The sequence below is a fragment of the Streptomyces luteolifulvus genome, from assembly GCF_008806595.1.
GTDB lineage: Bacteria > Actinomycetota > Actinomycetes > Streptomycetales > Streptomycetaceae > Streptomyces > Streptomyces luteolifulvus.
This window is the reverse complement of record NZ_VZRB01000007.1, coordinates 308,341-334,513: the sequence shown is the minus strand read 5'-3', so window position 1 is coordinate 334,513 and position 26,173 is coordinate 308,341. Positions and strand designations below refer to the sequence as shown.

Annotated in this window: 22 protein-coding genes and 1 pseudogene; 10 read left to right on the top strand and 13 right to left on the bottom strand. The window is 72.0% G+C overall.

The features are described from left to right. Window positions 1-91: 91 nt before the first annotated feature. Window positions 92-3,988 (top strand): FxSxx-COOH system tetratricopeptide repeat protein, encoded by a 3,897-nt coding sequence (gene fxsT / locus F7R91_RS13605; RefSeq protein ID WP_191971470.1) that lies wholly within the window; start codon window positions 92-94, stop codon window positions 3,986-3,988. 213 nt (window positions 3,989-4,201) lie between these two features. On the opposite strand, the gene F7R91_RS13600 is transcribed toward fxsT, so the two are convergent. From F7R91_RS13600 to F7R91_RS13595, 3 genes are all read right to left on the bottom strand, one after another. Then, window positions 4,202-6,001 carry an HEXXH motif domain-containing protein gene (locus tag F7R91_RS13600; protein ID WP_150948015.1) on the bottom strand — a complete coding sequence of 600 codons (1,800 nt, stop codon included), beginning with the start codon at window positions 5,999-6,001 and terminating at the stop codon, window positions 4,202-4,204. Window positions 6,002-6,018: 17 nt separating this feature from the next. After that, window positions 6,019-6,186, bottom strand: a complete 168-nt coding sequence (locus tag F7R91_RS41995) for a hypothetical protein (protein ID WP_161068704.1) — start codon at window positions 6,184-6,186, stop codon at window positions 6,019-6,021. A gap of 131 nt (window positions 6,187-6,317) precedes the next feature. Continuing rightward, the gene (locus tag F7R91_RS13595; RefSeq protein ID WP_150948013.1) at window positions 6,318-7,379 is read right to left on the bottom strand and encodes an effector-associated domain 2-containing protein; all 1,062 of its coding nucleotides are present in this window, start codon (window positions 7,377-7,379) and stop codon (window positions 6,318-6,320) included. Between the two features lie 295 nt (window positions 7,380-7,674). Here F7R91_RS13595 and F7R91_RS13590 point away from each other — a divergent pair, with 295 nt between their 5' ends. Beyond that, window positions 7,675-7,854, top strand: a complete 180-nt coding sequence (locus tag F7R91_RS13590; protein WP_150948012.1) for a hypothetical protein — start codon at window positions 7,675-7,677, stop codon at window positions 7,852-7,854. Window positions 7,855-7,862: 8 nt separating this feature from the next. Continuing rightward, window positions 7,863-9,575, top strand: a complete 1,713-nt coding sequence (locus F7R91_RS13585) for an HEXXH motif domain-containing protein (RefSeq protein WP_150948010.1) — start codon at window positions 7,863-7,865, stop codon at window positions 9,573-9,575. Between the two features lie 224 nt (window positions 9,576-9,799). On the opposite strand, the gene F7R91_RS13580 is transcribed toward F7R91_RS13585, so the two are convergent. Beyond that, on the bottom strand, window positions 9,800-10,279 hold the full coding sequence (locus F7R91_RS13580) for a GNAT family N-acetyltransferase (protein WP_150948008.1): 480 nt from the start codon (window positions 10,277-10,279) through the stop codon (window positions 9,800-9,802). Between the two features lie 110 nt (window positions 10,280-10,389). Between F7R91_RS13580 and F7R91_RS13575 the strand changes: the two genes are divergently transcribed. Next, window positions 10,390-11,796, top strand: a complete 1,407-nt coding sequence (locus F7R91_RS13575) for an NAD(P)/FAD-dependent oxidoreductase (RefSeq protein ID WP_150948006.1) — start codon at window positions 10,390-10,392, stop codon at window positions 11,794-11,796. Between the two features lie 64 nt (window positions 11,797-11,860). Here the strand turns inward: F7R91_RS13575 and F7R91_RS13570 are convergent, their stop codons facing one another. The 3 genes from F7R91_RS13570 to F7R91_RS13560 are packed head-to-tail and all read right to left on the bottom strand — an operon-like array spanning window position 11,861 to window position 15,605. Beyond that, window positions 11,861-13,363 (bottom strand): MFS transporter, encoded by a 1,503-nt coding sequence (locus tag F7R91_RS13570; RefSeq protein WP_225320631.1) that lies wholly within the window; start codon window positions 13,361-13,363, stop codon window positions 11,861-11,863. A 56-nt stretch (window positions 13,364-13,419) separates the two neighbouring features. Beyond that, window positions 13,420-14,400 (bottom strand): zinc-binding dehydrogenase, encoded by a 981-nt coding sequence (locus tag F7R91_RS13565; RefSeq protein ID WP_150948080.1) that lies wholly within the window; start codon window positions 14,398-14,400, stop codon window positions 13,420-13,422. Between the two features lie 44 nt (window positions 14,401-14,444). Further along, window positions 14,445-15,605 carry an FAD-dependent oxidoreductase gene (locus tag F7R91_RS13560; protein WP_150948003.1) on the bottom strand — a complete coding sequence of 387 codons (1,161 nt, stop codon included), beginning with the start codon at window positions 15,603-15,605 and terminating at the stop codon, window positions 14,445-14,447. 164 nt (window positions 15,606-15,769) lie between these two features. Here F7R91_RS13560 and F7R91_RS13555 point away from each other — a divergent pair, with 164 nt between their 5' ends. After that, entirely contained in the window at window positions 15,770-16,465 is a 696-nt protein-coding gene (locus F7R91_RS13555) for a pentapeptide repeat-containing protein (protein ID WP_191971468.1), read from the top strand. A gap of 33 nt (window positions 16,466-16,498) precedes the next feature. On the opposite strand, the gene F7R91_RS13550 is transcribed toward F7R91_RS13555, so the two are convergent. Further along, window positions 16,499-17,032: a hypothetical protein gene (locus F7R91_RS13550; RefSeq protein WP_225320630.1), complete on the bottom strand. Its 534-nt coding sequence runs from the start codon at window positions 17,030-17,032 to the stop codon at window positions 16,499-16,501. A gap of 4 nt (window positions 17,033-17,036) precedes the next feature. Here F7R91_RS13550 and F7R91_RS13545 point away from each other — a divergent pair, with 4 nt between their 5' ends. Beyond that, window positions 17,037-18,461, top strand: coding sequence for a M1 family metallopeptidase (locus F7R91_RS13545; RefSeq protein WP_225320629.1), 1,425 nt, complete (start codon window positions 17,037-17,039; stop codon window positions 18,459-18,461). Window positions 18,462-18,504: 43 nt separating this feature from the next. Here the strand turns inward: F7R91_RS13545 and F7R91_RS13540 are convergent, their stop codons facing one another. The 3 genes from F7R91_RS13540 to F7R91_RS13530 all read right to left on the bottom strand — a co-directional run bounded on the left by F7R91_RS13540 (window position 18,505) and on the right by F7R91_RS13530 (window position 20,585). Beyond that, window positions 18,505-18,966, bottom strand: a complete 462-nt coding sequence (locus F7R91_RS13540) for a hypothetical protein (protein ID WP_408056031.1) — start codon at window positions 18,964-18,966, stop codon at window positions 18,505-18,507. Further along, window positions 18,963-19,928 (bottom strand): bifunctional GNAT family N-acetyltransferase/NUDIX hydrolase, encoded by a 966-nt coding sequence (locus F7R91_RS13535; RefSeq protein ID WP_150947994.1) that lies wholly within the window; start codon window positions 19,926-19,928, stop codon window positions 18,963-18,965. Before F7R91_RS13535 ends, F7R91_RS13540 begins: the two co-directional genes overlap by 4 nt. An 81-nt stretch (window positions 19,929-20,009) precedes the next feature. Next, entirely contained in the window at window positions 20,010-20,585 is a 576-nt protein-coding gene (locus F7R91_RS13530) for a TerD family protein (RefSeq protein ID WP_150947992.1), read from the bottom strand. Window positions 20,586-20,758: 173 nt separating this feature from the next. On the opposite strand from F7R91_RS13530, the gene arfB reads away from it, so the two are divergent. Both arfB and F7R91_RS13520 read left to right on the top strand, forming a co-directional pair. Further along, window positions 20,759-21,193, top strand: coding sequence for an alternative ribosome rescue aminoacyl-tRNA hydrolase ArfB (gene arfB / locus F7R91_RS13525; RefSeq protein WP_150947990.1), 435 nt, complete (start codon window positions 20,759-20,761; stop codon window positions 21,191-21,193). An 87-nt stretch (window positions 21,194-21,280) separates the two neighbouring features. Next, window positions 21,281-22,174 (top strand): sigma-70 family RNA polymerase sigma factor, encoded by an 894-nt coding sequence (locus F7R91_RS13520; RefSeq protein WP_150947988.1) that lies wholly within the window; start codon window positions 21,281-21,283, stop codon window positions 22,172-22,174. Here F7R91_RS13520 and F7R91_RS13515 read toward each other — a convergent pair. Further along, a pseudogene (locus F7R91_RS13515) lies at window positions 22,140-22,423 on the bottom strand (GNAT family N-acetyltransferase); the annotation flags it as partial. The gene F7R91_RS13520 and the pseudogene F7R91_RS13515 overlap by 35 nt on opposite strands. A gap of 61 nt (window positions 22,424-22,484) precedes the next feature. Beyond that, window positions 22,485-23,069: a flavin reductase family protein gene (locus F7R91_RS13510; RefSeq protein WP_150947986.1), complete on the bottom strand. Its 585-nt coding sequence runs from the start codon at window positions 23,067-23,069 to the stop codon at window positions 22,485-22,487. 348 nt (window positions 23,070-23,417) lie between these two features. Between F7R91_RS13510 and cdgB the strand changes: the two genes are divergently transcribed. Next, window positions 23,418-25,070, top strand: coding sequence for a diguanylate cyclase CdgB (cdgB, locus tag F7R91_RS13505; RefSeq protein ID WP_150947984.1), 1,653 nt, complete (start codon window positions 23,418-23,420; stop codon window positions 25,068-25,070). A gap of 122 nt (window positions 25,071-25,192) precedes the next feature. Further along, window positions 25,193-26,146 carry a CBM35 domain-containing protein gene (locus F7R91_RS13500; RefSeq protein WP_150947982.1) on the top strand — a complete coding sequence of 318 codons (954 nt, stop codon included), beginning with the start codon at window positions 25,193-25,195 and terminating at the stop codon, window positions 26,144-26,146. Window positions 26,147-26,173: the final 27 nt, after the last annotated feature.

Sequence of the window (26,173 nt, the reverse complement as noted above, 5' to 3'; positions counted from 1 at the left end):
ACTACCGGACGCTCTGAGAGCGCATATGCAGTGTGACGACGGCCCACGAACAGCACCGGCAACGGCACCTGACGACACGTCGATCGAAGCGGTGCCGCACGCCCTGAACGGACTGGTGCTTCCCGACTCCGCGGACCTGCCCGCGGTCCTGCTCGTCGTGGACGACCACGTGACCATGCGTGTGTGGGACGAGACCGTCGACCGTCTGGCCGACGACCTCGCCCGCCAGGAACGGCTGGGCCCGGTCTCCCGGGTACGGCTGCTGAGTTCGGACGACACCGAGCCGGCCCGCATCCGGCTGGAGCAGCTGCCGCCCGTCGAGACCGGGCACCGGGTGGTGCTGGTGCTGACCGACGGTCTGGCCGCGGGCTGGCGTTCGGACGCGGTGCTGCCGCTGCTGCGTGAGCTCGGCCGGGCCGAGCCGCTGGCGGTGCTGCACATGCTGCCGCAGCGCCTGTGGTACCGCACCGGCCTGGACCCGCACCGGATGCGGCTGCGTGCCGGCGAACCCTGGGCGCCGAACACCTCCCTGACATGGCGTCTGCGCACCTCCCCCCTCGAACCGGTCGAGGACGACGCGGCCGCGCGGGCCGGTGTGGTGCCCGTGCCCGTCCTGGAGCCGGCCGAGCGTTCCCTCACCGCCTGGGTCGGCATGGTGGCCGGGCGCCACGACGACTGGGTGGAGACATCCGGGGTCCGGGCCCGTGACTGGAAGCTGCGGGCGGACGCGGCGCGCGCCGTGCCGTGGATCGACGACGTGCCCGACCCCGCCAGTGCCGTGCCGCCGTGGGAGCGGGTCTCGGAGTTCCGGGCCGCCGCCTCGCCCACCGCATTCGCGCTGGCCACCCGTCTGGCGGCGGCCCCGCTGACGCTGCCCGTGATGAGCGCGCTGACCGCTTCCGTGCCGGGTGCCGGGCCCGCCCATCTCACCGAGCTGCTGATGAGCGGCCTGGTACGGCCCGCCGGCGGGGAAGCGGAGCGCGCGGCCGAGGTGGTCTTCGCCTTCGGCCCGAACATCCGCCAGGAGTTATTGGCGCTGTCCCGCCGCCGGGACACCGCACGTGTGCTGCACGACGTACGGGCGGTGCTGGCGAGGGGGGCGCAGGGCTCCGAGCCGGTGCTGCCGTCCGCCGACGAGCTGTCCGAGACGACCGCGGTCCCGCCGGTGACCCGGCGCAACGTGGCGTTCCTGCGGGTCGAACTGACCGCGCTGCGCGCCCTGTCGGGACGCTTCCTGGCCCGCGCCGAGCGGCTCGCGCGGGCGCTCGCGGAGTACGACCGCCGCCACACCCTCAGCCTGCGCAAGCGCGCGGGCACCCGCACCGGGCGCCGGGACCCTGCCCCCCGAGTCCGCCGGGCTGTCGAACACGTTCCCGGGGGGCCCGAGACAACTCCAGAAGGAGCCAGTGCCATGGCCACCACGCAGCAGCAGCCCGCGGTGGAGAGCGGGCGCTCGACGCAGCCGCGCATCTGGGGCAACATCCCGCCCCGGAACCCGAACTTCACGGGCCGCGTGGACCTTCTGGAACGACTGAGCGAACGCCTCAGGGAAGGCACGACCACCGTGCTGCCCGAGGCCATCCACGGCATGGGCGGCGTCGGCAAGACCCAGCTGGCCATCGAGTACGCCTACCGGCACCAGGCCGAGTACGACATCGTCTGGTGGATCCCCGCCGAGCGCCCCGGCCAGATCGGCCAGGCCCTGGTGGAGCTCGCCCAGCGGCTCGGTCTCGGCACCAGCGCCGAGGCCAACATCGCCGGACCCGCGGTGCGTGAGGCGCTGCGCGAGGGACGGCCGTACTCCCGATGGCTGCTGATCTTCGACAACGCCGACAGTCCGGAACGCGTCCGCGACTACTTCCCCACCGGCGGCAGCGGCACCATCCTCGTCACCTCCCGCAACCGCCGCTGGAGCGTGGTGGGTCACTCGCTCGAGGTCGACGTGTTCACCCGCGAGGAGAGCAAGGAGCTGCTGCGCCGCTCCGGTCCCGCCGGGGACGACCTCGACGACGCCGAGGCGGACCGTCTCGCCGACGCGCTCGGCGACCTTCCGCTCGCGCTGGAACAGGCCGCGGCCTGGCGTGCGGAGACCGGGATGCCGGCGTCGGAGTACCTGCGTCTGTTCGAGCACAAGCGCAACGAACTCCTCGAGGTCTCGCCGCCGCCGGACTACCAGCTTCCGGTCGCCGCCGCGTGGAACGTCTCCCTCGACCACCTGGAGACCCGCAGTCTCACCGCTCTGCGTCTGCTCCAGCTGTGCTCCTACTTCGCGCCGGACCCCATCTCCCGCTCCATCTTCTCCGGCCTCGGTGGCTCCAGCATCGACCCGGAGCTCGACCGTGCCCTCAACGACCCGATGCGCCTCGCCCGCGCCATACGGGAGATCAACCGCTACTCGCTGGCTCGCATCGACCACCGGACCAACTCGATCGAGATGCACCGCCTCGTCCAGGCCGTGCTGATCAACCGCATGACCCCCGAGGAACAGAACCGCATGCGCAATGGGGCCCACACCCTCCTGGCCGCCTCCGACCCGAAGGGGCCCAACCAGGCTGCCAACTGGCCCCGTTACGCCGAGCTGTACGGCCATGTCATCGCCTCGGACGCGATCGAGTCCGACCAGCCGTGGGTGCGCGAGCTCGTGCGGAACGTCGCCCGGTACCTGTGGTACTGGGGTGACCACAAGGTCGCCGTCGAGTTCTCCGAGCAGGCCTGGGGGACCTGGCAGCGGCTGTTCGGCGAGGAGGACCAGCAGACGCGCCTGATGGGCTGGTGGCTGTGCTTCCTCTATCTGAAGGTCGGCCGCCATGCCGAGGCCTCCCGGCTCGTGGCCCAGCTCAAGGACGTCTACGCCCGTACCGCGCCGGAGGGCCGCGAGGACACCCGCGAGGACGCGCTGGAGACGATCAACCTCGAAGCCGCGGTACGACGGGTGGAGGGCGACTTCGCCACCGGTGCGGAACTCGACGAGATGGCCTACGACCGGGCCCGCCGGGCCTTCGGTGAGGACGATCCCACCACGCTGGTCACCGCTCACAACCTCGGCGTGAGCCTGCGCATGGTCGGCAACTTCCAGCGTGCGCTGGAACTCGACCGGCACACGCACGCGATGAAGGCACGGCTGTACGGCCGCGACCACACGCAGTCGCTGATGACCGAGGCGAGCATCTCCATCGACGTGCGCGAGACCGGCGACTACGTCGGCGCGCGATCCCTGCAACAGGCCGTCGTCGACGGCTATCAGGCGGTCCTGGGCGCCGGTAACCCCTCCACCCTGCAGGCCGTCCGGCAGCTGAGCGAGGCCAGCCGCAAGGAGGGCGATCCCGAGACCGCGCTGGAACTGGCGCGCGAGGCGTTCAGCCAGTTCACCCGCCGCTACGGCGACACGCACCCGGAGGCCCTGATGGCCGCGCTCGCCCTGTCGGTGGCGCTGCGGCACAACGGCGAGCTGGAAGCGGCGCGTGATCGTGGCGAGAAGGCGTGCGACCGGTTCCGGAAGATCTTCCTGCCCGACCATCCGCACGTCCTGGCGGCGGACATCGACCTGGCGGTCACGCTGCGGCTGCTGGGCCGGGTGGAGGAGGCAAGGGAGCGGGACGCGACCGCGTTCCGGTCGCTGACCGAACGCCTCGGGGAGAACCATCCGACGGTGCTGTCCTGTGCCATCAACCTGGCGAGCGACCTGAGCGCGCTCGGGCGGGTCGCGGAGGCCCGCGAACAGGGCGAGACGGCGCTGGAGCTGTGCCGGACGAGCATGGGCGAGGACCACCCGACGACGCTGGTGTGCGCGGCCAATCTCGCCCTCGACCTCATCGCCCTCGGTGAGGAGACGGAGGGCGAGGCACTGCACGCGGACACGGTGGAACGCATGGAACGCGTCCTGGACGCACCACGTCTGCGCGCGTCCCAGTCCACGCCCCACCCCGCAACGCAGCAGACACGCTCCCGCGTACGGGCCAACTGCGACATCGACCCACTGCAGCTGTGAACCGGCGCTGAGCGCACCGGAGCTGAGTTTTTTTCATGCCGGGCCGGCCTCCGGTCACGAGCGGTGCCCGGCGCTGCAGGCTGTGCCCACCCGTTCCGCCTTGCGGAACGACTGCCCACAGCGGTGCGGTGCGTGGTTGCGCTGTGGGGACGGGGCGTCCGGCGCGCACCGCGGCCGGGCCTTCCGCCATGGCGGAAGGCCCGGCCTTCCGTGTCACGCCCCTTCCGGCTCCGTCGAGCCCAGCCACGTGGCGAGGGCGAGCGGGTGCGGAGGTGTGGTCATCGCTCGGGACAGGGCCGTATGGACTGTGCGGGCGCGTTCGGGGTGGTGGCCGAGTAAGTGGGCCGCCGTGGGGTGCGTGCCTGTTGACTGCAGGGCTTGGCCCAGGCCTGCCCAGGCCCCCGCGCGGTCGGGGTCCGCCGCCAGCTGGGCCAGGTAGGCGTGCCCCGCGGCCGTCGCGTCGCCCGCCGCCAGCAGCGCGTCGCCGGGCAGGGCGCCGGTGACGTGGGACGCCGCCTTCTCGGGGTCGTCACCGCCGAGGCGGTGGCGGACGAGCATCGCGAGGCTGTCCAGCCAGCGGGCGGAGGGGTCGGGTACGACATCGGGTTCGGCGGCCAGGGACGCGGGCGGAGCGCTCGCACCGTCCAGCCATGCGCGGACGGTCTCCTCCACCGCCGGTGCGGCCGGCCGCAGATGGTGGGCCCGCCAGCGGGCGGCGTGGTCGGCGGCGCACATCCGGGCCAGGGCGAACGGCTCCTCGGGAACCGGCTCCTCCAGCCACCGCGCGCAACGGTCGCGGAGCGTGTCCAGCAGGGCCGAGCCGAGCGGTGTGAAGAGGGGATTGCCGTGGACCTGGTCCGTCGCGGCCCTCACATGGGCCCGCCACAGCGCGAACTCGAAGTGGGCCATGGCGTCCTGCGCGCCGGCGCCCGCGCGGTGGTCGTGCCAGAAGCGGGTGATCCCCACGAACGCGTAGATCCCCTGGAGCAGCCCCCGGATCGGCCTGGGGTCGTCCCGCCAGGGCGCGTACCACCGCTCCGCCCCGCTCTCGGGCCCGTGCGCCACGAGCGGTGTCAGATGCAGCAGCCCGCCCAGTTTGGTGTGCTGGAACTCGTGCACGAGCGTCACGGCCAGCTGGACGGCGTCGTCCGGTTCCGAGACCTCGATACCGCCGAACGCGTCCCCCGTCGTCACGCTGCGCGGCCGAAACCTTTCCCTTGCCGGGGTGGGACTGAGGGAGAACACGCCCCGCCGTATGGCCTCGGCCGTCGCGGGCTGCTCCCGCAGCAGCACGGTCCACGCCCGCTCCAGTACCCGCCGCCACTGCGCCGCCGCCTCGTCGGACAGCGGGCGGGGTTCGGTGGGCTGCGGATACGTGCGGTACGGGTCCACATCGTCCAGCACCACGTCGAGCTCCCGCTCGGCCGGCCCGACCGTAACCCGGCGCACGGCGTGCCATCCCGGTCCCGAAGAGCCCGGCGGGAGCGGTACGGCGACCGTGGCGTCGGCCGTCTCCACCGCTGCGCGGCCGGACTCGGCCCGTACCGTCGCCGTCGTCCACGGCCCGGTCGCCGGAACCGTCGCACAGCCCAGGGTCGGCAGCGGCACCCGGCCGTGCCGCACCGGCACCTCGATGGTGAAGTCCAGTCCCGCGCGCAGCGCGGCCGCGGCGGCGAGCGCGGAGACGTGACCGATATCCACCCACAGCGGCGGCTCGTCGGAGGGTGTCGCGGCACGCAGCCGTCGCAGTGTTCCGGCGAGCCACATGCCCGTCTGCGGATACATCAGCACGTCGTCGACGACGGAGGGAGAGCGCCGCTGTGCCTCGCTGAGGAGGTCCCAGGCGGGGCCGAGGGGGGTCGCGTCGTCGAGGATCCGTAACAGCAGCAGACGGCGGCTTCGTTCGGCTCCGAGGATGTGCTCCACGGCGGCCGGTCCCCCCTCGCCGCGGGCCAGTTCGGCCAGGCTGTCGTGCGGCAGGGAATGACGGGGAAGGGAATGCTCAGCGCGCATCGGCGACCCTGGGGTCGTCAGTCGAAGCGCTGCGCCTCGCCGAAGCCATTGACGCTGGCCATGGGTTGATCGATCCTTTGAAGCAGCTCCTCGAGAGAAGCGGCGAGAATCCGACTGTCCATGGAGCGCAGCGTTTCAAGGGACACCCCCGCGAGATCGACAAGGTTGGACTCGACGGCGGCCACAGATGGCTCCATGACGGCCAAACCCCTTTCCCCCGGCTACATGTGTAGATGCGGGCTGCCTACATCCTCCTGATGATGGCCCGCGGCACCGAGGATGAAACCCCGTACCCGCGCGGCCGTGCCAGATCAGGTCAGCGCCTCTCATCGGCTGGGCGGTGGCGCCGGGCCAACTCCACCGCCTCCTGGTCCATGCGGGCCACCCCGGCGGAGTCGCCCTCCAACAACCGTATCGCTTCTAGCAGTTGGTCCAAGGTTCCCGGATATCGCAAGCACGTCCCGAGGACGCCGAACACATCCGGCCGCAGCGCCGGTGAGCGGGGACTCATCGCCGAGACCATGGGGTCGATGCTGCCCAGGACCAACGCCAGCCCGGCGGGGTCACGCACGGTGGGCAGCATGGTCAACGCGTCGACCAGTCCGCTCAGTTCGCGCAGGGGCAGACGGTCCGGGAGGTGGGTCAGGGCGACCGGTCCCGGTGCGGAGCTTTCCGGGGAGCCGAAGCGGACCAGTTCGGGGGCCGAGCCGGGCAGTCCGGCGCACCACCGCAACAGGTCCAGTTCGGAGCCGGTCAGCAGCTCGTACCAGCGCTCCACGCGGACGGCGGCGAGGCGGCCGAGCCCGTCGTTACGGTGGTGGGCGGCGACGAGTCCGATGAGCGTGCCGTCGTGCCAGACGGCCGCCCCGGACATCCCCTCCCAGGGCGAGCGGTCGGGCTCCGTGTCCGACTCGGGCGGGGTGACCGCGAGTTCGAGGGTGCCCTCGCGACGGTTGGACAGCACGGAGGTCATCCCGGTGGCATGGCACGAGTCGCGGTACTGGGAGGGCGAGCCGTCGTCGAGCAGCCGCATCCGGTCCTCGCGCAGCTTGAACCGCGGAAAGCCCAGGGCGGTGCACGGCAGCACGACGTCCGCGTCGGGCACGGCCCCGTACACGGGCGGCTCGATCCCGACCGCGTGGACGCTCCCGGGCGGCGGCTCCGCGATCTCCAGGAGTGCCACGTCGGCCTTCTCCGCCGCGAGGACGACCCGGGCGGGCACCGTCCACTCGTCGGTCCGGTCGGCCTCGAACCGTACCCGTACGGCGTCCGGTCCGGCATGCCGTACGACATGCGCGGCCGTGACCACCCACCGCGGCCCGACCCAGTATCCGGAACCGCGTCGGCCGGGGCCCCCGGCCGCGGGCGGCCCCACCATGACCTCGGCCACCCGCCGCGGATCCAGTCCGCGCCCTCCGTCTGCCGTCGGCACTCTGCTCGGCCCGCCCTCCTGTGCAACTCCTCGTTCATCCAGGGGAGTTCGACAACCCGGCTCCTACCCTGTTCGGTCATCCGTCACTCGATTCGGGCGGATTCCGGGCTGTGGTCCGGTGTGACGCCTGTGGTGCTGTACGGTTCACTCAAGTGGCCTGAAAACCGCCTGAAAGCGGTGTTTCCGGGCATGTTCGCGGCATTATGTGCAACACCACCTTCACTGTCACGGGGACGGCGCCATGGAGAAGTCCGGAGTCGAGTCGGAGCTGATCGACCTCAGCGACATCCCGTTGGGCGCCTGGCCCTCCCTCGACCTCGGCTCCGCCGGCGACTCGATGCGGCGCCTGCTCGCCCGGATCGACGACCCCGCGAGCAGCCTCGGGGGCTACCAGCCGCAGCGTGACGCGTACGACGAGTAGGTCCTTCCTTGCCTTCCCTGTTCCCCACGCCCCGCTCCCACGTCCTGACCCCGCGGTCCTTCGACGAACTGCTGGGCGGTGGAGGAGGCCCGGCGACCGTGGGCGCGCTGCGCGCGAGTGAGCGCAGCTGGCGGCTGCTCGTCGTACGGGCGCTGCTCGACACGGCCGCCACGGCACCGGTCGGCCCCCTGCCCCCGCCGTCCGACGCCTGGCGCCTGCTGACGCGGGCCTGGGAGGCGTCGAGGCAGGCGGTGGAAGCGCTGCTCGCCTATCCGGCCGTCGGGGTGTGGGCCGCGCACACGCTGCGCCGGCTGCGTGGAAGTGCCGAGGACGACGCGCCCCTGTGGGCGGACACCGGCCACCTCCACGCGCTCGCGACCGCGGCCGCCGTACGGGCGGGGCTGGAGTTCCGTACCGACGTCCCCGTCCGGCACGGGTGGGCGGTGCTGCCCTCGCTCGGGGCGATGCGGGTGCCGGAGGCGGGGGAGTGGGGCGTGGCCGAGGCCGCCGCCCGCGCCGGAGGTGTGCGGATCGCGGGGCGCCCGCTGGAGGGGCCGGACTGGCATCCCCTCGCTGAGCTGCGCGCCGACGGATGCACCCTGCTCCTGGACCCCGTCGACCCCTACCGTGCCCTGCGGAAGAACCTCGCGGCCGCCCCCCTCGACTCGTCCGCCGGCTGGCAGGAGCTGTTCGGCGAGGCCTGGGAGATCCTGCGCGGAACCGACCCCGAGGCGGCCCGGGCCCTCGCCGACGGGCTGGTGGCGCTGGTGCCCCGGCCGCGCAGCGAGCGGTTCCGGCCGCACAGTGCCTCGTCGGGCGACGCGTTCGGCGCGGCGCTGACGTCCTTCCCGGACGACGGCGAGCAGTTCGCGTCGACGCTGGTGCACGAGTTCCAGCACAACAAACTCAGCGCGTTCATGCACCTGTTCACGCTGTACGACGACCGCGGCACGGCCGGGCTGCACTACGCCCCCTGGCGTGACGACCCCCGGCCGCTCGGCGGGCTGCTCCAGGGGGTGTACGCCTTCTTCGGCGTCACCGCGTTCTGGCGGCGCCGCCCGCACCCGCTCGGGCAGTTCGAGTTCGCGCTGTGGCGGTCCCAGACGGCGTACGCGCTGCGGGCGATCGGCCGGTCGGACGCGCTCACCGACCTGGGCCGGCGACTGGTGGCCGAACTGTCCGGCCGACTGGAACCCTGGCTGGCGGAACCCGTGGACCCGCGGGCCCGGTCGGCGGCCGACCTGGCGATCGCGGACCACCGCGCGACCTGGCGCGCCTACCATCTGCGGCCCGGCCCGGAGGAGGTCCGCGCCCGCGTCGAAACCGGCCCGTCTCCCGCCGAGCCGGCACTCGTCCCGGGCACCCCGGAGCGCGGCTTCGACACACGTGCCGTGCTGCTGCGGTGGCTGCTGGCCGACCCGGCGGGTTTCGAGGCTCTGCGCGAGGATCCGGGCGCCACGGTGGACGGGGCCCGCCCCGAGGACGTCGACCTGGTCACGGGCCGTACGACACCGGCACTCGCCGCCTTCCGCGCACGCATCGCCCGGGGCGACGGCGACCCCGAAACCTGGGTCGGCCTCGGCCTCGCGGCCCGAGCGGAAGGCGACCCCGCCGGCGAGGCCCTGCTCGCCCGCCCGGAACTGGCGATGGCGCAGTACGCCGACGCCGGCGGCCGGCCGGATCCCCTGGAACTGGGCCGTCGGCTGGCGTCCCGGGTGTGATCTGGCGTTGCCGCCCGGCGGTGCGCCTTGTGGGGGTGATGGTGTGCGCAGGCGGGCGCGGGCGCAGGCGCTGGGGTCGGGCTCGTTCTCGCGGGGCGGGCGGTAGGGGACCCGCCCGGGATGTCCTGCTCGCGGGCTCGGAGCGGGCGGTGGCCGTGTGCGTCGGCGCCGGCGCGCGGGTCGATTTGCTGGGGCTGGGCCGTCGGCTGGTGTCTCGGGGCCGATCAGGCGCTGCTGCCCAGCCGCTCCAGTGACTCGTCCGTCAGGCGGTACACCGTCCATTCGTCCTGCGGGCGGGCGCCGAGCGATGCGTAGAACTCCATTGCCGGGGTGTTCCAGTTCAGGACGGACCACTCCAGGCGTTGGTAGCCGCGGGTCACACAGATGCGGGCGAGTTCGCCAAGGAGGGCCTTGCCGTGGCCGGCGCCGCGTGCGGCGGGGCGGACGAACAGGTCCTCCAGGTAGATGCCGTGGACACCGCGCCAGGTGGAGAAGTTGAGGAACCAGAGCGCGAAGCCGACCGCCTCGCCGGTCGCGTCGTCCTCCGCGATGTGGGCGTAGGCGGCGGGCCGCTCACCGAAGAGGGCCTCGTGGAGCTGTTCCGGGGTCGCCCTGGCCTCGTGCGGGGCCTTCTCGTACGCGGCGAGTTCGCGGATCAGCGCGTGGATGACGGGGACGTCGGCAGGAGTCGCGGTTCGGATCACGGTGGCAGGCTAACCCGAGCGCGCTCGGCTGTTGTCCGCTGGTCAGAGGCATGGAAAAGCACGGAATCCGAAGGAGACAAGGGCCGTCCCGAGAGGTTAGGTTCCCGGCCATGAGCAGCTCGGCCGGCAGTGTCGTCAACGGCGGTGTCTCCTTCTGGTACGCGGACGACGGTCTCCCGGCGGTGCGGCAGCCGCTCGCCGGGGACACGGCGGCGGACGTCGTGATCGTCGGCGGCGGGTACACGGGACTGTGGACCGCGTACTACCTGAAGAAGGCGGCCCCCTTCCTCCGTATCACCGTCCTGGAGCAGAAGTTCTGCGGGTACGGGGCCTCCGGTCGCAACGGCGGCTGGCTGTACAACGGCATCGCGGGCCGCGACCGGTACGCGAAGCTGCACGGCCACGAGGCGGCCGTACGGCTTCAGCGGGCGATGAACGACACGGTCGACGAGGTCGTCCGGGTGCTGGCCGAGGAGGGCGTCGAGGCCGACGTCCACCAGGGCGGGGTGCTCGAAGTCGCCCGCACTCCCGCGCAGTTGGCGCGGCTGAAGGCCTTCCACCGGGCGGAGCTCGCCTTCGGGGAGAAGGACCGTGAATTGTACGACGCCGGGCAGACCGCCGAGCGGATCAAGGTCGCGGACGCGGTCGGCTCCACCTGGACCCCGCACGGGGCGCGGGTGCACCCGGTGAAGCTGGTGAAGGGGCTCGCGGCGGCCGTGGAGGCGCTCGGGGTCACCGTCCATGAGCTGACCCCGGTGACGGAGATCCGGCCCCAGCACGCGGTGACCCCGTACGGAACCGTCCGCGCGCCCTACATCCTGCGCTGCACGGAGGGCTTCACGGCCGGGCTCAAGGGCCACAAGCGGACCTGGCTGCCGATGAACTCCTCGATGATCGCGACCGAACCGCTGACCGACGCGCAGTGGGAGTCGGTCGGCTGGGACGGGCGGGAGACGCTGGGCGACATGGCGCACGCCTATATGTACGCGCAGCGCACCGCCGACGGCCGGATCGCGCTCGGCGGGCGCGGAGTGCCGTACCGCTTCGGATCGCGGACCGACAACGACGGCCGGACCCAGGAGACCACGATCGAGGCGCTGCGCGAGATCCTCGTCGGTTTCTTCCCCTCGCTCGCCGGGGTGCGGGTCGAGCATGCGTGGTCGGGCGTGCTGGGCGTGCCGCGCGACTGGTGCGCGACGGTCACGCTCGACCGGTCGACGGGGCTCGGCTGGGCGGGCGGATACGTCGGCTCGGGCGTGGCCACCGCGAATCTGGCGGGCCGCACCCTGTGCGACCTGGTGCGGCTCGACTCCGGGCAGGGCGGCCGGACCGAGCTGACCGAGTTGCCATGGGTGGGGCACAAGGTGCGCAAGTGGGAACCGGAGCCGCTGCGCTGGCTGGGCGTGCAGGGCATGTACGCCACCTATCGCACGGCGGACCGCCGCGAGACGGCCACGCACAGCGCCGAGTCGTCGCGGCTGGCGCGGTGGGCGGACCGGGTGGCGGGGCGGCACTGACAGCACGTGGGCGGGGAGGGGCTCCGCGGTCCCCCGGAGGTCCGCGGTCCACGGTTCCCCCTTCTCAGGCCACCGACTCCGGCACCGGCGCACCCGCCGGCGCGCCCTGCTGCGGAGGCCTCGCCGTCACCATCAGGCCCGCGATCAGGCCCGCCAGCAGCATGATGCCGGCGGCCCACCAGATCGCGACCGTGTAGCCGTGGACGATGCCTTCCCGCGCGACCTGGGCCTTCTGCGAGGGGTCGTGGAGGTGGGCGGTGAGGTAGGCCGCGCTGCTGGTGGTGGCGATCGTGTTGAGCAGGGCCGTGCCGATCGAACCGCCCACCTGCTGCGAGGTGTTGACGGTCGCCGAGGTCACCCCGGAGTCGTGCGGGGCGACACCCGCGGTCGCGGTGGCGAACACCGGCATGAAGGTCAGGCCCATGCCGAGGCCCATCAGGAGCAGGGCGGGCAGGATCTCCGTCGTGTACGCGCTGTCCACGGTCATCTGCGTGAGGATCAGCATGCCGCCGGCCGCCAGGATCATGCCGGGGACCATCAGCATGCGCGGCGGCACACGGCTCATCAGCCGGGCCGAGATCTGGGTGGAGCCGATGATGATCGCCACGGTGAGGGGGAGGAAGGCCAGTCCGGTCTTCAGCGGCGAGTACTCGAGGATGACCTGGAGGTAGTAGGTCATGAACAGGAACAGGCCGAACATGCCGATGATCGCGAGCGCCATGGTCAGGAAGCAGCCGGCGCGGTTGCGGTCCTTGACGATGTGGAGCGGCAGCAGCGGCATCGGCGCCCGGGACTGCCACCACACGAACGCCACGAGCAGGGCGACTCCGCCCGCGAACAGGGCCAGCACCAGCGGGTCGGTCCAGCCGCGCGGCTCGGCCTCGCTGAAGCCGTAGACGATCGCGACGAGGCCGCCGCAGCCCAGCACGGCGCCCGGCACGTCGAGGCGGGCGCCCGCGTGGCCGGGACGGTCGTGGAGCAGGGCGAGGGCGCCGAGGAACGCGATGATCGCGATGGGCACGTTGACGTAGAGGCACCAGCGCCAGTTCAGGTACTCGGTGAGCAGCCCGCCGACGATGAAGCCGATCGCGGCGCCGCTGCCCGCGAGGGCGCCGTAGATGCCGAAGGCCTTTCCGCGTTCCTTGGGGTCGGTGAAGGTGGTGGTCAGCAGCGACAGGGCGGAGGGGGCGAGGAGAGCGGCGAAGGCGCCCTGGAGGGCGCGGGCGCCGAAGAGCATGCCCGGGGTGGTGGCCGCGCCGCCGAGCGCGGAGGCCGCGGCGAAGCCGACGAGGCCGATGAGGAAGGTGCGTTTGCGGCCCACCAGGTCGGCTATGCGCCCGCCGAGCAGCAGCAGGCCGCCGAAGGCCAGGGTGTAGGCGGTGATCACCCACTGGCGGTTGCCGTCGGACATGCCGAGGTCCCGCTGGGCGGACGGGAGCGCGATGTTCACGATCGTCGCGTCGAGGACGACCATCAGCTGTGCGAGGGCGATGATCACCAGGCCCCACCAGCGGCGGGGGTCGGCGTCCTCGGCGGCGACCGGTTCACCTTTTCGGGTGACGCTCACCCCGCCAGAAGACCATGGTTCGGGATGCGACGCATCCCCTGCCGCTCCGTGCCTGGTCATGGTTCCAGTACCACCTTTCCGGTCGTTCCGCGCGTTTCCAGCGCCCGGTGCGCGGCCGCCGCCTCGGCGAGCGGGAAGCGCTGCACCGCCGGGGTCAGCCGGCCCTCGGCGGCCTCGGTCAGGGCGCGCAGCTCCAGGGTGCGCAGCGGGTTCGGCCCGCCGGCCTTCCGCAGCATCACCGGGCCGAGGACCCACTCCGACACGCCCTCGACGAAGTAGCCGCTGCCGCCCCGGATGCCCTCGGCCGACCACCCGAAGACGAGGTGCCTGCCGCCCGGTGCCAGCAGCGCGACGGCCTCGCGGGCCACGGCACCGCCGACGCCGTCGAGGACGACGGTGACACCCCGCCCGCCCAGGTGGGCGCGGACCTTGTCCGGCCAGTCGGGGTCCTTGTAGTCGACGGCCAGGTCGGCGCCGCCCGCCTCGACGCGGGCCGTCTTCTCCGGGCCGCCCGCCAGGCCGACGACGGTGGCGCCGGCGTTCCTGGCGTACTGCACGAGCAGGGTGCCGATGCCGCCGGCCGCAGCCGGGATCACGACGACCGAGCCGGGGCCGAGCTCGGCGAACTGCACGATCCCCATCGCCGTACGGCCCGTGCCGATCATGGCGACGGCCTGCGCGGCATCCAGGTTCGCCGGTATCTCATGGACGCGGTCGACGTCGGTGACGGCGAGCTCGGCGTAGCCGCCCGGGGCGAGGCCGAGATGCGCGACCACCCGCTTGCCGAGCCACAGCCCGGCCACGCCCTCGCCGAGCGACTCGACCGTGCCCGCGACCTCCCGGCCCGGGATGGTGGGCAGGGCCGGCGGTTCGGGCAGCGGGCCCCGCTCACCCTCGCGCAGTGCGGTGTCCAGGAGGTGGACACCCGCGGCCTCGACGGCGATACGGACCCGGCCCGGGCCCGGGAGGGGAGCCTCGACCTCCTCGTAGGTGAGGTTCTCGGCCGGGCCGAAGGCGTGGAGGCGGACGGCGTGCATGGCGGCTCCCTGGGCGATGTCCATGAGAAGTCCACTCTTCGACCTCAAGCGTGCTTGAGGTCAAGGCTGTGCCGGCCGAGCGCCAGCGACACCGCGGTGAGGGCGCTGTTGAAGGAGACCTCGGACAGCACACCCGGCGCGGCGACCTGGTCGCCCGCGAGATAGACGCCGTCGCCGCGGTCGATCGCGGGCCGGTCGCGCCAGCTGGTGCCGGGCACATCGACCGCGCCGGTACGGCCACTGGCGACGGCCTCGCGCCGCCAGGTGACACGGGAGCGCCAGCCCTCGAAGGCGAGGTCGAGGAGTTGCTCGGCGCGGGCGGTGCCGTCGGCCTTCGACTCGTGCGGGGCGATGGGGATCTGACCCTGGACGAGCTGCTCGCCGACGGGTGCGAGGGTGCGGTCCTGTGCGGTGAACCGCTCGATCCAGCCGGGAGCGTCGAGATCGGAGACGGCGAAGGCGTCGCCGCGCCGGGTCCGCAGGGCGAGGTCGACGAGGACCGTACGGCCGCTGGTCCAGGTCAGCGAGTCGTCCTTCAGGAGGCGGCGGGCCGCGTCCAGGGAGGTGGCGACGACGACGGGGGTGTCGGTCGGGAGCGTGTCGACCCGGGAGAGAGTCTCCATCCGCACCCCCAGATTCCAGGCCCGGGCGGCCATCCGGTCGATCACGGTGGCCCAGCCGCCGCGCGGATAGTGCGCCTCGGGCGGAAGCTTGGTGGCACGGCGCAGGCGCTCCTGCACGAACGCGGCGGACAGCGCGCCCGGATCGTGGTGGAAGAGGGCGACGGCGGAGTAGTGCGCGGCGGCGCGGGCGCCCTCCTCGCCCGCCTGCTGGGCGGCCCAGGTCAGGAAGTCGGCGTCCTCGGGCGCCTGCCGGGCGCCCCGGCGCAGCAGCTTGAGCATCGCGAAGGGCGGGGTGCGCCGCAGCACTCCGTGGTGGCGGAGTCTGAGCCGGGCCGCCTCCAGGGCCGGGATCGGTGCGAGCGGTCCGATGAGGTCGCGCTGCCGGAGCCAGGCCCAGTGCGGGCCGCCGCTGTAGAGGGCGTGCGGTCCTTCGTTCGTGCGGTACGGGCCCTCGGCGGTCCGCGCCCGCCCGCCGAGGGTGTGGTGGGCTTCGAACACGGTGACCTTGGCGCCTGCCTCGGCGGCGGTGACGGCCGCGGTGAGTCCGGCGAAGCCGCCGCCGATGACGGTGATGCGGTGCATGGCTGGGGGTCTCCCTCGCGTCGGGGTCGCCTTTCACCGAGTAGGACCGCCGGAGGGCCCCGGAATGTGACATGGGGCGGGTTTGCACAGGTCAGAGGGACAGGTCAGAGGGGCCAGAGGGACAGGTCACAGGGATTGTCAGTGGCGGGGTGCAGGATGGGTGCATGGCGAGGAGAGCGACGGGCGGGGCCGGTGGGACCGGCGGAGCCGGAGTGAAGGGGGCGCGGCGGCCGGAGGTGCGGCTGCCGCCGCTGGAGCCGTTCGGCGGCGGTGAGCTGGAGCCCGACGGGGACTACGACGGGCTGGCGTTCCGGGAGGCGGACCTCGCCGGGCAGGACGGCAGGGGCGCCCGTTTCATGGACTGCGCGCTGACGGGGTGCGCGCTGGACGAGACGTCCCTGCACCACGCCCGGCTGCTCGACTCGGTCCTCACCGGCATACGGGGAGTGGGCACGGACCTCGCCGAGGCGACCCTGCGTGATGTCGAGCTGGTCGACGCCCGGCTCGGCGGGGTGCAGCTGCACGGCGCGGTGCTGGAGCGGGTGTGGATCCGCGGCGGCAAGATCGACTACCTGAATCTGCGGTCGGCCCGCCTCAGGGACGTCGTCTTCGAGAACTGTGTGCTGGTCGAGCCGGACTTCGGGGGCGCCCGTCTGGACCGGGTCGAGTTCATCGACTGTGCCCTGAAGGGAGCCGACCTGGCCGGCGCGACACTGACGGACGTCGATCTGCGCGCTGCCGCTGCGCTGGAGATCGCGCGCGGGGTGGACCGGCTGGCGGGAGCGGTGATCAGCACCGGGCAACTGCTGGATCTGGCACCGGTGCTGGCGGCGCAGATGGGGATTCGTGTGGAGGAGTAGGAGGAGGAGTGGGAGCGGGTGGCCCGCGCGGGCTCACCTCAAGCGCGGAAACCGGGCCTGAAGGGTCCAGATCGCCGGGTTCTCGCCCAGGTCCTCGTGCAGATCGATCAGGTCGGCGAGCAGATCGTGCAGGAAGTCCCGGGCCTCGCCGCGCAGTTCGGAGTGGGAGAACGTCAGCGGCGGTTCGTCGGCCGCCATCCAGTCGGCCTCGATGTCCACCCAGCCGAAGCGGCGCTCGAAGAGCATGCGGTCCGTGGACTCGGTGAAGTCGAGTTCCGCGTGCTGGGGGCGGGCGGCACGGGAGCCCGCCGGGTCGCGGTCGAGGCGTTCCACGATGTCGCACAGGGCCCAGGCGAAGTCGAGCACGGGCACCCATCCCCAGGCTGTGGACAGTTCCCGGTCCGCCTTGGTGTCGGCGAGGTAGACGTCACCGCAGAACAGGTCGTGCCGCAGCGCGCGGACGTCGGCGCGGCGGTAGTCCGTCTGCGGAGGGTCCGGAAAGCGGTTGGAGAGGGCGTAGCCGATGTCGAGCACGTAGGTGATGGTGTCACGCCCGCCTAGGATCATTGACGTGTCCCGATCCGCTTCTGCTGTCCCTGCCGCCGTCTGCGCAGCGTCGCTTCTCCTCGCCCTCGCCCTCACCGGGTGCACCGGGGCTTCCGGAGCGAGCGGCGCCCCCGGTGGTTCCGGCCTGCGTGATCCGTACTTCCCGAAGGCGGGCAACGGCGGGTACGACGTGACGCACTACGAACTGAGACTCCGCTACGACCCCGGCCGGAACCGTCTCACCGGCAAGGCCGCGCTCACCGCCCGCGCCACCCGGGACCTGTCCGCCTTCGATCTCGACCTCAAGGGCCTGGACGTCGAGCGGGTCGGCGTCGAGGGCAGACGGGCCCGCTGGAACCGCACCGGGCAGGAACTGACCGTCCGCCCGCACGGCAGCCTCGACAAGGGCGAGACCTTCCGCGTCACGGTCCGCTACTCCGGCACGCCCAAGGCGATCACCGATCCGGACGGGTCCCAGGAGGGCTGGCTGCGCACCCGGGACGGCGCGCTGGCCCTCGGTGAGCCCCTGGGATCCATGACCTGGTTCCCCGGCAACCACCACCCCTCCGACAAGGCGTCGTACGACATCGCCGTCACCGTGCCCGAGGGTCTTCAGGCCGTGTCCAACGGAGAGCTGACGGGACAGGCGACCTCCCGCGGCCGTACAACCTTCACCTGGCACACCGCCGAACCCATGGCGAGTTACGTCGCCACGGTCGCCGTCGGCCGGTACGACATCCGCCGGACCTCCACCGGCGACGGACTGCCCGTGTACGTCGCCGTCGACCCGGCCCGGGCGGAGGAGAGCCGGGCCGTGCTCGCGAAAATCCCCGAGGTCATGGAGTGGGCGGAGAACAACTTCGGCCCCTACCCCTTCTCCTCCACCGGCGCGATCGTCGACGACGCGGACGGCATCGGCTACGCCCTGGAGACCCAGAACCGGCCCGTCTTCCCCGGCACCCCGGACACCGAGACCCTCGTGCATGAACTCGCCCACCAGTGGTACGGCGACTCGGTCACGCCGAAGACCTGGCGGGACATGTGGCTCAACGAGGGCTTCGCCACCTACGCGGAGTGGCTGTGGCAGGAGGACCACGGCGGCGACACGACCGACGAGATCTTCAAGGCCCTCTACCGGGGCGACTACTACGACGACCCCGAGGAGAACCGGGCCATCTGGGCCTTCCCGCCCGCCAGGCCGGACAAGGCCGCGCACCTCTCCGACAGCCCCGTCTACGACCGTGGTGCGATGGTCCTGCACAAGATCCGGCAGAAGGTCGGCGACGACACCTTCTACGACATCGTCCAGGGCTGGGCCGCCGCCCACCGCCACGGCAACGCGGACACCGCCGAGTTCACCGCGTATGTGGAGAAGAAGGCGCCGGACAAGAACTTCGGCCGGATCTGGAAGGACTGGCTGTACGGGAACGGAAAGCCGGACCGCCCCTGACGGACGACCCGGTGCCCGGGTGTCCCACCTGCCGGCCCGTTGCTCACACCTGACGTTCGAGGTCGTGGCGCATCGCCTCGCGGGCCGTGTCCACGCTCCGGGTGTGCGCCCGGCGGGCCTCCTTGTACTCGGCGGAGCCGAGCGGATACCCGGCGGCGAGCACATCGCGCAGGGAACGCAGGCTCAGATAGGCCTCCTCCAGCCTGTCGGCCATCCCGGGCGGCACACAGATGAGGGCCGTCTCACGCGCCTCGTTGCAGCCCGACGTCCGGAACGCCTCACGCACGGCCGCGTCGACGGCTGCCGCCTCCCGCTGCTGGTCCCCGGTCGCCACGGCCCGCATGGACTCGTGCGCCTGACGCAACGTCGTCAGACACGACACGTATATCTCCTTGCGTTCCTGACGCGCCCGGTCCGCCGTGTCCCGGCGCCAGCGCGAACGGTCGGCGAGCAGCGTCGAACCGACACCGACCGCCGCACCGAGGCCCGTACCGGCCAGTGTCATCCACTCCACGTCGGCCCATTCTGCTCCAACTCGTCCAGCAGTCGCGCCAGTTCGGGCGGCCACACCGGCTCCGGCGCCTCGGTGAGCTCCTTGCGGGTCCACCAGCGCCAGGTGAGGATGCCGTCCTCGGCGTGCGCGGCGGCCAGATGCGGGCCGGTGGGTTCCCGGCGGGGGCCGTGGGTGACGTAGATGTGCTCGTGCTGGCGGACCGGGATGCTCGCGTGCGTGAAGTCGTGCTCCCAGGTGCACAGGAGCGGGCCCGGTTCCAGATCCGTCCAGCCGGTTTCCTCGCGCAGTTCCCGCAGGGCGCCCTCGCGCGGGCCCTCCTCCCCTTCGAGACCGCCGCCGGGCAGGGCCCAGTGCACACCGACCTCGACGTTGTCGTAGCGGAAGAGGAACACCGAGCCGTCGGGGTCGAGCACGGCGACACGGGCCGCGCGGCGCGGCGTGCGCAGCACCTTGCGCAGGATGGTGCACGGGCGGCCGAGCCGGCGGTCCGGGCGGCGGGCGACGACCTCGTAGCCGAGGGAGGTCCAGAAGGCGAGGCCCCTGCGGTTGTGGTCGAGGACGGCGAGGCGTACGGCGGTGCGGCCCGCCGCGCGGAAGCGGTCCTCGACGAGCGACGCCAACTCCTTGCCGTGGCCCTGCCGCTGGACCTCCGCATCCACCATCAGCAGCCCGATCCACGGGTCCGGGTCGGCCGGGTCCGGGTGGTGCGCCAGGGTGATCGCCGTCCCGACCAGCCGGCCGGCGCTGCGCGCGAGCAGCACCTCCGCATCCGGGTGAGCCAGTTCGTCGGCCAGCGCCGCCGCCACCTGCTCCGGGCGGATGGCGTCCGGGTCGGGGAAGTCGCCGCTGAGGGCGTGGAACTCGCGGTTGGAGGCGTAGAGCGCGGTGAGTTCCGTGAGCAGGGCGGCCGGAATGTCGTGGTCGGGGGAGAGGCGAAGCGGCTCGAGGATCACACGGGGCAACCTATCGCGGGGCACACCGAAGCCCCCGGCCACGGACATGGCCGGGGGCTTCGCCGCTTCACGGGGTGTCCGTCAGACGCTGACGCCGAAGTCCTGGGCGATGCCCACCAGGCCCGAGGCGTAGCCCTGGCCGACCGCGCGGAACTTCCACTCGGCGCCGTTGCGGTAGAGCTCGCCGAAGACCATCGCCGTCTCCGTCGCCGCGTCCTCCGACAGGTCGTAGCGGGCGATCTCCGCGCCGCCGGCCTGGTTGACGATGCGGATGTAGGCGTTGCGGACCTGGCCGAAGTTCTGCGAGCGGTTCTCGGCGTCGTAGATGGAGACCGGGAAGACGATCTTGTCGATGTCGGCCGGGAGGGCCGCCAGGTTGACGTTGATCGCCTCGTCGTCGCCCGCGCCCTCGCCGGTGCGGTTGTCGCCGGTGTGGACGATCGTGTTGTCCGGGGTCTGCTTGTTGTTGAAGAAGACGAAGTGGGCGTCGGAGTACACCTTGCCCTGTCCGTTGACCGCGATCGCGGAGGCGTCGAGGTCGAAGTCCGTGCCGGTGGTGGTGCGGACGTCCCAGCCGAGGCCCACGGTGACGGCGGTCAGGCCCGGAGCCTCCTTGGTGAGCGAGACGTTGCCACCCTTGGACAGGCTTACAGCCATTGTTGGGAGTCCCTTCCCTCGTTGACGTACGGCAAGAAGCTACAGCTACCCCTATGAACGCTGAGAGGGGTAGGTGAGGTTCCAGGTGTCTTTACTTTCTTTACCCGGGCCCACCCGGACGGCGGTGCCCGATGACGAAAACCGGGTGACGTGGACCGGACAGAGCCGGGAACATGGAGGTCATGTCCGGTCCCTATGTCATCCGCGGCTCCGTCTCCTTGCCCGAGGCCGAGCTCATGTGGCGTTTCTCGCGGTCGTCCGGGCCGGGCGGGCAGCACGTCAACACCAGCGACTCCCAGGTGGAACTGCGCTTCGACCTCGCGAAGACCGAGGCGCTGCCCGAGGTGTGGAAGCAGCGGGCGCTGGAGCGGCTGGCCGGGCGGCTGGTCGACGGGGTCGTCACCGTCCGCGCCTCCGAGCACCGCTCCCAGTGGCGCAACCGCGAGACCGCCGCGGTGCGCCTGGCCGCCCTGCTCGCCGAGGCGACCGCCCCACCGCCGAAGCCCCGCAGACCGACGCGCATCCCCCGGGGGATCAACGAGCGCCGGCTGCGGGAGAAGAAGCAGCGCTCGGAGACCAAGCGGGGGCGGTCCGGGCGGGACTGGTGATCAGCGCGGGCGCCGGTCCCCGCGTCACATCCCCGGCGCGGGATCCGTCAGTCGAGTGACGGTGGACCGCGACGAGGGGTGACCCCGATGAGTGAGAACGACTTCCTGGCCCGGCGCTTCGAAGCCCACCGGGGCCATCTGCGTGCCGTGGCGCACCGGATGCTGGGCTCGCTCGCCGAGGCCGACGACGCCGTCCAGGAGGCCTGGATCCGGCTGAACCGCACCGACATCCGGCAGGTGGAGAACCTCGGGGGCTGGCTGACGACCGTGGTCGGCCGGGTCTGCCTGGACATGCTGCGCTCGCGCAGAAGCCGTGCCGAGGAGCCCCTGGACACCACCCCACCCCTGCCGTCCGCGGCCGCCGGCCCCGAGCAGGATGCGCTGCTCGCCGACTCGGTGGGCGTCGCGCTGCTGGTCGTCCTGGACACGCTGAGCCCCGCCGAACGGCTGTCGTTCGTGCTGCACGACATGTTCGCGGTGCCGTACGAGGAGATCGCGACGATCCTCGGGCGGTCGCCGGAGGCGACACGGCAACTGGCCAGCCGGGCGCGGCGCCGGGTGCGGGGCGCCGAGGCGCCGGACGCCGGGCGGGACCGGCAGCGGGAGGTCGTCGAGGCGTTCCTGGCGGCGGCGCGGGAGGGCGACTTCGACGGGCTGCTGGACGTCCTCGACCCGGACGTGGTGGCCCGCAGCGAGGCCGGGGTGACCACGGGCGCGGCGGCGGTGGCGTCCGGCGCGACAGCCTTCGCCCACCTTGCCCTGGTCGCGCACCCCGCCCTGGTCGACGGCGCGACGGGCCTCGCGGTGCTGTCCGACGGCCGCGTGGAGCGGGCCCTGACCTTCACCTTCGCCCGCGACCGCATCGCCGTGATCGACATCGTGACGGACCCCGCACACTTGTCACGCCTTGATGTGACGCTGATCCAGCAGAGGAGAAGCCCTCCGGGCCGGTCGGGCCGGGCGGGCCGGGGTGCCAGGTGACGTGGAGCTCCGTGCCGCCCCGGCGGCAGATCTCCGTGGCCACGGACTCGACGGCGAAGCGGCCGTAGCCGCGGCCCCGTTCGTCCGCCGCGATGTTCAGGCGCCGGCGTCAGGCGACGCCGGCGGGCGGATGTACGCCTCCGCAAGGGACACCGCGACCGGCTCGACCGCGTGTTCCTGGTCGGAACGGACCCGGATGCCGATGGCGGCATCCACATTTGCGGGGGTGATTACTTCGAGGCGCGGCATGGGTTTCGTCACGCCGGCAACCCCGGGCGGGCAATTTCGCGGTGGGCCACGGAATTCCCGCTCACCCCAACTGCCGGTAACGGCCCCGGAAGTACATCAGCGGCCCGCCGTCCGCGCTCGGTACCCGGGCCGTCAGGACACGGCCGATCACCAGCGTGTGGTCCCCGGCCGGGACCCGCTGCTCGGTGCGGCACTCCAGGATGGCCAGGGCGCCGGCCACCAGGGGAGCGCCGGACACCTCGCCGCGTACGTACGGGATGTCCTCGAACAGCAGCCGGTCGCTGATGCGGCCCTTCATCGCGAAGCGGCCGGCGATGTGCCGCTGGCTCTCGGAGAGGACGGAGACGGCCCAATGGGGCTGCTCGTCGAGCAGGTCGTCCATGCGGGCGCCCTCACGCAGGCTGACCAGCACCAACGGCGGGTCGAGGGAGACCGACATGAACGCTGTGGCCGTCATACCGACGTCCTCGCCGCCCGGAGCGTCGGGGTCGTCGGGGTCGAGCGGCGGCTCTTGCGCGGTCACCAGGACCACGCCCGCGGCCAGCCGGGACATGGCGGCGCGGAACTCGTCGTTGCTCACCCCCTCAGCATGCCCGGCGGTGGCGGGCGGGGCGGCGGAGAGCGTGGCAGAGGGAGTCTTCAGCACGCCGGAAACGCTAATCTCCGGTCCGTGTGCGCCGCATCGGACCCCGGGACGAGAGCGGACCTAGGACCGCCGATGTAGTCTCGGGCGTACGTTCTGTGACCATCTCCGGGCATCTCCACATCAGCCCAAAGTTTGCGTTCAGTAAACGCACAGGAAAATCGCAGAAACTCCGCTCAATTGTTCATGTTTCGCTGTGACTTGAGTCACAAGGGGCATTAATTGTTGACCCTGTGTACCGAGTGGGCAGCGCGCTGTGATTCAGTGGCGGGGAAGATGCAAGAACACCACCGATAAGAAGCGCCGAAGAGGACCCTTGATTCGCTGCGAGGTCTCGGGGGGAGGGCGAGCATGGAGACCGAGTCGGAGCCCTACGTCCGCCTTGCGTCCCTGCGACAGCTGCACCAGGTCATGGCGGACATGAACACCGCCCGCAGCCTCGCGGACACATTGCAGACAGTGGCGGACGGCGTGATCACCGCCCTCGGGTACGAGCTGGCGTGCGTCAACCTCGTCCGCCCGGACGGCGATCTCGTGGTCGCCGCCTTCTCCGGCAACCCGGCCGCCGAGGCCCTCATCACCGGCCGGGTCGGCTCCCGCGAGTCCTGGGAGCGCCGGCTGAACATGGGTGAGCAGTGGGGCGACCTGATCTTCATCCCGCACACCGAGGGCTGGGTTCTCGACGACGACGACGTACCGCAGTGGTACACCGACGGTCCCGCGCCCCGCTTCGAGGACGAGTGGCACCCCTCCGACCGGCTCTTCGCGCCGATGTACATGCCGGGCGGGCCGGGCGGCGGCGTCGGCGAGCTGATCGGCGTGCTGTCCGTGGACCGGCCGCGCAACGGCCGCCGGCCGGGCGCATGGGGGCGTGAAGCGCTTCAGATGTATGCGTTCCAGGCCGCCATCGCGATCAGCAACGCGCGTCTACGTGCAAATATGCAGCGTGCACTGGTCAGGCTCGAAAGGGACCAGCAGGCCCTGCGTGCCAGCGAGGAGAGCTTCCGGCAGGCCTTCGAGTACGCACCCTCCGGCATGGCCATCGCCGAGATGGGCGGCGAGCAGCACGGCCGGATCCTGCGCACCAACGACGCCCTGTGCCGGCTGCTGGGCCGCCCCGCCTCCGCGATGCGCCGCTACTCCTTCTCCGACCTCGTCCACCCCGAGGACATCGGCACGCTGCTGAGGACCTCCGCCGAGGGAGGGCGCGCGGAGCTCAGGCTCGGCCGCCGGGACGGCACCTACGTCTGGGTCAGCCTGCGCAACTCCGTCGTCGCGGACGCCGCCGACGGCCCGCGCTTCCTGCTCACCCACGTCGAGGACATCGAGGACCGCAAGCGCCGCGAGCTCCAGCTCGCCCACCGCGCCTCCCACGACTCGCTCACCGGCCTGCCGAACTCCGCCGAGCTGCGCTCCCGCCTGTCCTCCCGGCTGTGCGCGCGTCCCAGCCACCCCGGCGCCCTGGAGACCCTGGACGCCGCTTACGGACACCCCGTCTACGACGTCGGCGGCCACGGTTTCGACTTCCGCCCGGGGGCGGAGGCCTTCGACGCCTTCGACCACCATGTGCACACCATCGCCCCCGAGGGCGAGCGCGACGACGGCACCAAGGGGCTCGCCGTCCTCTTCTGCGATCTCGACGGCTTCAAGTCGATCAACGACCGGTTCGGGCACAACGCCGGTGACGCGGTCCTCATCGAGGTCGCCCGGCGGCTGACGCACGGGGTGCGCGACGGCGACACCGTGGCCCGGCTCGGCGGCGACGAGTTCGTGATCCTCGCCGACGGGCTCGGCAAGGCCGACGCCCAGGACCTCGCCGTACGCCTGCGTAACGAGATCATCCAGCCGATACGCGCGGAGGGCCGGGCCGTTCGGGTCGGTGCCAGCTTCGGCATCGGCTGGGCGCACTGCGGGATGACGGCGGACGAAGTGCTGAAGTCAGCCGACGAACGCATGTACATAGAGAAACGATCTCGTCCCAAACAGCACAGACGCGCGGGATGATTCCCAGGTCAGCGAGCTGATGCGATCCGAGTCACCCGTTTGGGCGGTCAGGAGCGGGTAGGCTCGCCATTCTGACCACACGCATCGCATCCGACCCGCACCTGTTCGAGGAGTACCAAGGGATGACGTCCGGCAACAACGGCGCGACCACGCCCGAGGACGACGACCCGTTCGGCTACCTCTACGCCGACGGGCAGGCCAACGGGGCGCAGCCGCCCTCCGGAGGCTACGGCTACCCGAACGCCGTCAACCGGGTGCGCGCGGTCGGCCAGCGGCAGTACGGGCAGACGGCGCCGACCGCGCAGCACAGCCAGTCGGCGGTGCCGCAGCAGGGTGCGTACGGTCAGCCGAACGCCCACTATGCCGCGCCCGAGACCCTCCCGGGCGGCGCCCCCACCACCCAGCAGCCGATGCCCGCGGGCGGCGGCGGGGGCGGCCGGGGCCGCGGCCCCAACACCAAGGGCCTGCTGATCGGCGCGATCGCCGTGGTCGCCGCGGTCGTCATCGGCATCACCGTGGCGATCGTGAACGGCAACACGGAGGACGACACCGCGGGTGGTGACAACGGGGCGTCGTCCAAGCCGACCACGTCGAAGAGCGCGCAGCCGAGCCCGTCGAACAGCAACAGCGAGGCGGCCGAGGAAGACCTCCCGACGATCGACGCAAAGGCCCTGCTCCTCGGCGGCGGCGCCGCCACCGCATCCGACATCAAGGGCGCGAAGGCCGACGGCGGCGTCTATGTGACCGGCTTCAACCAGGCGGGCGCGTCGGTCACTTGGAACGTCAGCGGGATCCCGAAGAGCGGCAAGTACAGCGTGTACGTCGGCTACAGCGTCCCCGGCAAGGACGCCAACGCCACGCTCACGGTCAACGGCACGCCCTCCAACACGGGCGTCGACCTGAAGAACTGGGCGAACGCCGACGAGGGCGACTACGAGAAGGGCTGGACGAAGACCTACAACTACATCCAGCTCAACAAGGGCACGAACACGATCAAGATCTCGTGCGAGCAGGGCAACCAGTGCGACGCCCTCATCGACCAGATGTGGCTCGTCAGCGGCTGGGTCGACTCCTAGGGCCAGACCCCGCGACGCCGGGCTGAT

Excerpts from the sequence above, each read along its gene's own strand:
- F7R91_RS13600 (WP_150948015.1), bottom strand. The coding sequence starts at position 6,001 with ATGCGCGCTGAGCATTCCCTTCCCCGTCATTCCCTGCCGCACGACAGC.
- F7R91_RS13595 (WP_150948013.1), bottom strand. The coding sequence starts at position 7,379 with ATGGTGGGGCCGCCCGCGGCCGGGGGCCCCGGCCGACGCGGTTCCGGA.
- F7R91_RS13590 (WP_150948012.1), top strand. The coding sequence starts at position 7,675 with ATGGAGAAGTCCGGAGTCGAGTCGGAGCTGATCGACCTCAGCGACATC.
- F7R91_RS13575 (WP_150948006.1), top strand. The coding sequence starts at position 10,390 with ATGAGCAGCTCGGCCGGCAGTGTCGTCAACGGCGGTGTCTCCTTCTGG.
- F7R91_RS13565 (WP_150948080.1), bottom strand. The coding sequence starts at position 14,400 with ATGCACGCCGTCCGCCTCCACGCCTTCGGCCCGGCCGAGAACCTCACC.
- F7R91_RS13560 (WP_150948003.1), bottom strand. The coding sequence starts at position 15,605 with ATGCACCGCATCACCGTCATCGGCGGCGGCTTCGCCGGACTCACCGCG.
- F7R91_RS13555 (WP_191971468.1), top strand. The coding sequence starts at position 15,770 with ATGGCGAGGAGAGCGACGGGCGGGGCCGGTGGGACCGGCGGAGCCGGA.
- F7R91_RS13550 (WP_225320630.1), bottom strand. The coding sequence starts at position 17,032 with ATGATCCTAGGCGGGCGTGACACCATCACCTACGTGCTCGACATCGGC.
- F7R91_RS13540 (WP_408056031.1), bottom strand. The coding sequence starts at position 18,966 with ATGACACTGGCCGGTACGGGCCTCGGTGCGGCGGTCGGTGTCGGTTCG.
- F7R91_RS13530 (WP_150947992.1), bottom strand. The coding sequence starts at position 20,585 with ATGGCTGTAAGCCTGTCCAAGGGTGGCAACGTCTCGCTCACCAAGGAG.
- arfB (WP_150947990.1), top strand. The coding sequence starts at position 20,759 with ATGGAGGTCATGTCCGGTCCCTATGTCATCCGCGGCTCCGTCTCCTTG.
- F7R91_RS13520 (WP_150947988.1), top strand. The coding sequence starts at position 21,281 with ATGAGTGAGAACGACTTCCTGGCCCGGCGCTTCGAAGCCCACCGGGGC.
- cdgB (WP_150947984.1), top strand. The coding sequence starts at position 23,418 with ATGGAGACCGAGTCGGAGCCCTACGTCCGCCTTGCGTCCCTGCGACAG.
- F7R91_RS13500 (WP_150947982.1), top strand. The coding sequence starts at position 25,193 with ATGACGTCCGGCAACAACGGCGCGACCACGCCCGAGGACGACGACCCG.